Here is a 6,667-nt window from a genome sequence, read left to right as displayed (position 1 = left end):
CGCTTTGCGCTGTAATTATAAATGAAAACAATGACAAAAACTATTACTTTCTAAGTTTTGCATGACAGTAAACTCAAAATGCTATTCAAAAACAACAGTTCGATTCCCGTAAACTAATACTCGGTTTTGTAAGTGCGATCGCACCGCTCTTGCTAACACCATTCGCTCCAAGTCTTTGCCTTTGCGAATCAAATCGGCAACATCATCTCGGTGGCTGACTCGCACTACATCTTGCTCAATAATCGGCCCTGCATCCAATTCGGATGTGACGTAATGGGCAGTAGCACCGATAATTTTTACACCTCTTTCATAGGCTTGTTGGTAAGGATTAGCTCCTACAAAAGCAGGTAAAAAGGAATGGTGAATATTGATAATTTTTTTAGAAAATTCCGTGATAAATTCTGGGCTAAGAATCTGCATATATTTCGCCAATACAACTAAGTCAATGTTGTACTGACGGAGCAATTCTAATTGATTCGCTTCCTGCTCTCTTTTACTATCTTTATTAACAGGGATATGGGCAAATTCCGCACCGAATTGAGTAGCCAAATCTTTTAAATCAGGATGGTTGCTGATAATCAATGGAACTTCAGCGTCAAATTCTTTAGCTTGGTGACGCCAAATCAGGTCAAAAAGACAATGATCTTGACGACTTACCCAAATGGAAATGCGCGGTTTAGTATCGGAAAAGTGCAATTGCCAATTAGCTTGTAAAGGTTGAGCGATCGCATTAAAAGCGGGGCCTATTAAATCGCGGGGCAGATTAAACCCATCCAACTGCCATTCAATGCGAGTAAGAAATAATCCGGCGGCGAAGTCGGTATGATGATCCGCGTGAATAATATTACCGCCATTCGCATAAATAAAATTGGCAATTTTTGCTACCAATCCTCGACTGTCTGGGCAAGAAACTAACAGGGTTGCTGTGGGATTTGTCATAAGATTTTGGATTCCTTAAAGCTTAGAAATTATCAAAAAATTTTGATGATTATCCTTGACATGGCTGGCATGAAACTCTTTTTTTCGCTTAGATTAATTTTAAATTTTTAAGAGCGAGAACCGGGGCGATCGTCTTCATCATCAAAATCATCATCATCCTCAAATCCCCAATCATCATCACGGCCAGTTTTTTTGTCAGATTGCCAGCTTTCTTCTTGCTGTGGTTCTGGTTGCCGATAAGGCGGTGTAATTACTCGGTACTCGGCATCGTAAACAGATTCGGTTTTTCCGACGCCTGTATTTCGAGGTTCTTTATAACTGTAAGAATAGACAGAACCTGATTTAGAGCTGCTTGTCGGCTCTTGCTTGACTTCATAATTAGCGCGGTTGCCGACATTATCTTTATAACTGGGAGTTTCGTAAATTGCCTCATCTTCCTCATCTTCATCATCTTCTAAATAGTCATCATTAGATGAACTTTTCTGCCAGTTAGGAGCAGTTTGAGTAGAAGTAGAGTAAGAGGCCGTTTGGTTGGAATAAGGACTCTGGCGGGGTGCTTGCCCTTGCGAACGGGATACTTCAGCTTCGAGCGTGCGGATGCGCGATCGCAACTGTTCCTCAGATAAATAGTTCGACACTTGGAACAAAGCACCAATCAGCAAGGAAGAGCAGAAACCAGCTGCGATCGCACCCAAAATCCACACTCCGAGTGGCAAACCCAGCGATTTCATCCCCAAAAAGACTAGCACAACTGGCGATAAATTTTGCAGGGCAAATATAATTAGCCCTAAGAGAACCACAAGCAGCAATATAATCCGAGACATAGTTAGTAATTGGTAATTGGTAATCTCAAATTTCAGATGGCCGATCTTAGATTTAACTTAAATCTAAAATCCCAAATCCAAAATCTAAAATTCCTCCTGGTGTCCTTGCCAACGCTGGATAGGAACACAGTCAATATCCAGCCGATCTAAAGCGCGAGCAACCACAAAATCCACCAGATCTTCAATAGTCTGAGGATTGTGATACCACGCTGGGATAGCTGGCACAATGGCGGCACCAGCTTCTGCCAAAGCAGTTAAATTTCGCAGATGAATCAAACTCAAAGGCGTCTCGCGGGGTACGATCACGAGTTGGCGTCCTTCCTTAAGCTGGACATCAGCAGCGCGTTCCAAAAGGTCGGAACTCAGACCTACTGCCAGCTTAGCGACCGTACTCATACTGCACGGCATCACGAGCATCCCCAAAGTGCGGAAGGAACCACTTGCAATGTTAGCGCCTACATCACCCCAAGGGTGACAGCGCAGTTTACCTTGTGTTGCCACCCCAGCTTGTTCGCGCCAGAATTGTTCTTGCTGGATAGGGTTGGCAGGCATAGAGATATTTTGTTCTGCCTGCCAAACCATATAAGTGGATTTTGACGCCACAAGCTCGATCGTCATATCCGCCTCCAGCAGAAATTTTAATGCCCGAACGGCGTAGATGAGGCCGGATGCCCCTGAGACCCCAAGAATCAAAGGTTTGGTCACACGATTTTAGATTTGGGATTTGGGATTTGGGATTGGCTCCGCCTGGAAATGACGGAGCTTGAAATTTGGCAAAATTTGTTGATGATTCCCTTTGAAATAGGAAGGTTTGAACCCCTTTTTTTTGGTCATTAGTTATCGGTCATTCGTAATGGGTAATTTCAGATGGCAAATTTGAGATGGCAGATTTGAAATTGAATTTAAATCTGCCATCTCAAATCTGAAATTCCCTATATGTTTGCCATGAGCCACGAACGATGAACCATATTTAATCATCATCCATATTGATAAAGGGGTCGTCTTCTAAGTCATCGTCCAAAGTTTCGCCGTCGCTACCTACCGTCACCAAATCTATTTGCTGACGGTAGTAATCAACGCTTTTAACTTGAACTTCGACGCGATCGCCCAAGCGATATTGCTTGCGGTTCTTGCGCCCTACAAGCGCCTCTTGTCGAGAGCGATATTCGTACCAATCATCTTTGAGAGACGATACGTGTACCAATCCTTCTGGGTAAAATAACTTTCCATCTGGCAGAGGCACTTCCATTTCCACAAAGAAACCGTAGGATTGAACGCCAGTAATCACACCAGGAAAAACTTCACCGGTGCGTTCTTTCATCAACTCGGCTTTTTTAAGTCCTGCCAAATCTGCCTCTGCATCTTCCGCTTCTTTTTGTCGTTCGTTAAGAGGTACAACTACAGCAGTCAGATGCGCTTCTAGTTCTTCCTGTAACGCAGGTGGCAGAACGTTCCAATTGATATTGCCGTGACAGGAACTGTGACGCAGATTGACTTGTTCTTTAGCGCGAGTGGTACGACGATCGCGCCCTTGCTCGAACACAGCTTGCAGCAACCGTTGTACCAATAAATCCGAGTAGCGCTGCGCTGGCGAGATGCAGTGGACATAACCCGATTCCAAAGCCAAACTAAAGTGAGAAGCGGGTGCTGTGCTGTAAACGGCTGGTTTCAAAGTAGCTTGCAACAAAGAACTCAGGACTTTTTCCGACTTAGAAGCAGCAAATTGCTGGATAAAACTTTGGAAATCAGAAGGAAGAACCGCATCTTCCTGTTCTAGTTGCAAATCTATCCCCAGATTGCCAGCTAACTTGATCGATTCTTGGACATCATCGGGATCGGGTGCGGGCTGAACTCGGTACATCGTCGGTACTCCCAGCGCGTTCATGTGGTTACCCACCACCTGATTTACTAATATCATCCATTCTGCGATCGTCGATCGGTCTGGGTGTCCTGGCAAGCTCACCAGTACATTACTCGATCCTTCATCGTTAAACTGGCTGTTAAATTGGTTCTCGCTTTCCGATTTCTTAATTTCAAATCCACCTCGCTTTCGTCGTTGTTGCCTCACCCCCTGACTCAGCACCACCAGTTGATCGAGGGTAGGAATCACCGGTGCCACATCGTGCATCATCGCTCGACTGAGAGGAACCTCGTGACGCAACAGAATTGCCCGTGCTTGCGACTGGGAGAGCTGATAGTCTACCTGAATGACGCTGGGTTGAATTTCAAATTCCACCAATTCGCCAGCGCCGTTGAGCGTCAGCAGCACCGAAATAGCGAGCTTGTCTTCTCCCACGATCAGAGAACAACGCTCTAAGAGGGCTTCTGGCAACAGTGGCAGTATCGTTTCGCCTAGATGCACGCACCTACCTCGCCGCTGCGCTTCCCGATCGATCGGCGAGTCGATCGGGACATAGTAGGCTACATCGGCAATATGAACTCCCACACGCCAGTTTTCGGCATCAATTTTTTCTAGGGTAAAAGCCTGTTCTACCACCGATGTACTTTCATCGTTTTCATTCGCAGCGTCGGGAGTAATGGCAATGGTGACCAAATGTCGCAGATCGAATCTATTTTTCAGGTCTGTTCTAGTTGGTGCATTAGGTAATTTTTCAACAGCTTTCAGCACAGCATCGGGAAAGCTGCGCGGTAAATCGTGCTTACAACAAACTATATCGATATCGGCAGCAGCTTCCGCATCGCTGCCCAAGATTTGGGCTACGCGACCGACGGGGGGACTTGTCGCCAAAGGATAGCGGAGGATTTCCACGTGGACGAGGTGATCGATTGATTGGGCTAAATTTTTGCCATTGGCAAGCAGGTCGAGTTCAAATAATAGCCGATCGTCCAAAGGAACTGCCCTGTATATTGTACGTCCCAGTCGGTCTACGGTTTGTTTGACTCGCGCTAGCACGCTGGGATTGGCGCGTTCTAGAATCAAGCGTACTTCTCCTTCTGGAGAGCGCCTTCTATTGCCTTCTTTGGTAATTTTGACTAGAACGCGATCGCCATTCCAAGCTGTACTCAGATGGCTTTCCCGCACGTAAATATCTGCTGCTCCTTCTACATTTTGAATTGCAAAACAAAATCCTTTACTGGAACAGCGCAGTTTGGCTTCCACAACTCCAGGCTCAAATATCCGACGATATTTGCCCCGCTCCTTTACCAAAATGCCAATTTTTTCCAGAGCATCTAAAGCTATTTCTAATTGGTGCAGACAAGGTTCATCCTGGCAACCCAGTTTTTTTTCTAAGGCTTTGACAGCGACCAATTTATCATCTGGAAAATTAGAAAGCAGTGTAGCGATTGAAAATTCCATGTAGCGAATCAGTCCTTAGCGTCTCAATTGCATTCTTTTTACTGCTGCGATCTGGTGAAACCAGATCCTTTTCGCCTATATTGGGCGTAAGTTTCGCCAAATATAGGTACTACCCGATCGAACAGCATCGCGCACGGGCTACACACCCACTTTTAGGCTCTCAACAGTTAAGGTATGTAGATTCCCCCAACAGCTACAGGCGACTTTTGCCCTTGAAAAGCTAATCGCGGTAAATTTAGGCCATCTCCTTGCCGGACACCCGGAAGGGGTCGATTCAGCACAAACTGACTGAACACACTGACTGAGGAGAGCCTTTTGTTTGCCCAAACTTAGGCGAAACAAACGATTGCTGCCACTATATCCCATTGTCAGAAAACGCCACAGAGGCTATCCACTTTTGACATATGGATGTTTTATTAGCAATGTCACCACAGGTCAAAAGCAAGAATCGTGCTATATCGCCTATATTTGCGATATGTTCCGCCCAACATAGGCGAAATCATACCAAGGGTCGCTCGTGCCTGAGCAGCTTTTGGTTTGGGCCACTCTCACGCTTTTACACGCTGGATGTTTTATGGTGATAAATCGCCTTTGAACAGCGAGCTAGTTGCGGTGGGATGTAGGACACTCAAGCGTTGCGGCTTTTTGCGATGCGGATCGAGGATCGTGCAACAGCAGTCAGGAGTCAGAAGCCATAATGAAAAAGTCAGGCAACTCTGGGATTTAAAATCCAGTAACAAGTTTTAACGAAGAAGAAAAAAGTTTTCCTGTCTCTCCTTCTGCTGACTTTTGTCTGCTGACAGCTGTCTCCCGATCTTATTGTAGGTTTATAGCGGTCTTCAAGAAAACCGCTATGGTTGAAGATCTCTCTTGGGTATTAATGTTATGTTTGCACAATTTCAAGCTCGCTATCCCACTGGCTGTCTAATTTCTGAATTATTGACCATTTACCACGGTAAATATGTCGTTAGGGTCTCGGTTCAGATAGACGGCGTTATGCGAGCTACTGGTATGGCAGTTGCTGACACAATTGAGGTGGCGGAAGACCAAGCTAGAATTAGGGCGCTGGAAATCATCGGCATACAGTCATCTGCTACGACGAGTACTCAACCTGTGACTGCTGAATTTCCCAAGCATCCTGTATTTTCACAAGAGCGATCGGAACTTGCTAATACAGACAGTATTTCTACTGATACAAGTTGGCTGAGCGAGACAGTACAGCCAACTTTTCCACAGAGGACGACTCCCACAGCACCATCTAGGATCGGTGCTGCTCCCACAGGCTCAAATGCACCAATTACGAGCAATTTAGATTGGAAACGAGATAGTTATGTTGAGAGTCCCGAAATTCCTTCATCTATAAATGAGGTTGAACAGACTGTTAATTATAGTAAAGTGACCCCGATCGGATCGCGCTTTCAAGATCGGGAAATAAGTGCTGTTCAATCCGATCGAGTAGATTCCGAACCGATCGATCCTGTTGCTGAGAACACCGATTTGCAAGACCCAATCGATCTATCTGAAGCGATCGCTCGCATTCCGATTGAAATGAGCCGTGCCGGTTGGACTACCGAGGCGGGACGCG

General features: G+C 45.7%; 5 protein-coding genes. 1 reads left to right on the top strand and 4 read right to left on the bottom strand.

Going from position 1 to position 6,667, the window contains the following annotated elements; genetic code table 11:
- Window positions 1–81: 81 nt before the first annotated feature.
- From purU to H6S82_RS13460, 4 genes are all read right to left on the bottom strand, one after another.
- Window positions 82–939: a formyltetrahydrofolate deformylase gene (gene purU / locus H6S82_RS13475; RefSeq protein WP_190461454.1), complete on the bottom strand. Its 858-nt coding sequence runs from the start codon at window positions 937–939 to the stop codon at window positions 82–84.
- A 107-nt stretch (window positions 940–1,046) separates the two neighbouring features.
- Window positions 1,047–1,763: a LapA family protein gene (locus tag H6S82_RS13470; RefSeq protein WP_190461452.1), complete on the bottom strand. Its 717-nt coding sequence runs from the start codon at window positions 1,761–1,763 to the stop codon at window positions 1,047–1,049.
- 84 nt (window positions 1,764–1,847) lie between these two features.
- Window positions 1,848–2,468, bottom strand: coding sequence for a UbiX family flavin prenyltransferase (locus H6S82_RS13465; protein WP_190461451.1), 621 nt, complete (start codon window positions 2,466–2,468; stop codon window positions 1,848–1,850).
- Window positions 2,469–2,733: 265 nt separating this feature from the next.
- Window positions 2,734–5,082, bottom strand: coding sequence for a ribonuclease R family protein (locus tag H6S82_RS13460; protein ID WP_190461448.1), 2,349 nt, complete (start codon window positions 5,080–5,082; stop codon window positions 2,734–2,736).
- A gap of 885 nt (window positions 5,083–5,967) precedes the next feature.
- Here H6S82_RS13460 and H6S82_RS13455 point away from each other — a divergent pair.
- On the top strand, window positions 5,968–6,667 hold a 700-nt coding region (locus H6S82_RS13455; RefSeq protein WP_191056309.1), incomplete at its 3' end, for a hypothetical protein.

Source organism: Planktothrix sp. FACHB-1355 (assembly GCF_014748295.1).
Taxonomy (GTDB): domain Bacteria; phylum Cyanobacteriota; class Cyanobacteriia; order Cyanobacteriales; family Aerosakkonemataceae; genus Aerosakkonema; species Aerosakkonema funiforme_A.
The sequence above is the reverse complement of the archived record's forward strand: the minus strand, read 5'-3'. Positions and strand labels throughout refer to the sequence as shown.

Bases quoted from the DNA above. Each gene is read 5' to 3' on its own strand.
- purU (WP_190461454.1), bottom strand. From the start codon at position 939: ATGACAAATCCCACAGCAACCCTGTTAGTTTCTTGCCCAGACAGTCGA.
- H6S82_RS13470 (WP_190461452.1), bottom strand. From the start codon at position 1,763: ATGTCTCGGATTATATTGCTGCTTGTGGTTCTCTTAGGGCTAATTATA.
- H6S82_RS13460 (WP_190461448.1), bottom strand. From the start codon at position 5,082: ATGGAATTTTCAATCGCTACACTGCTTTCTAATTTTCCAGATGATAAA.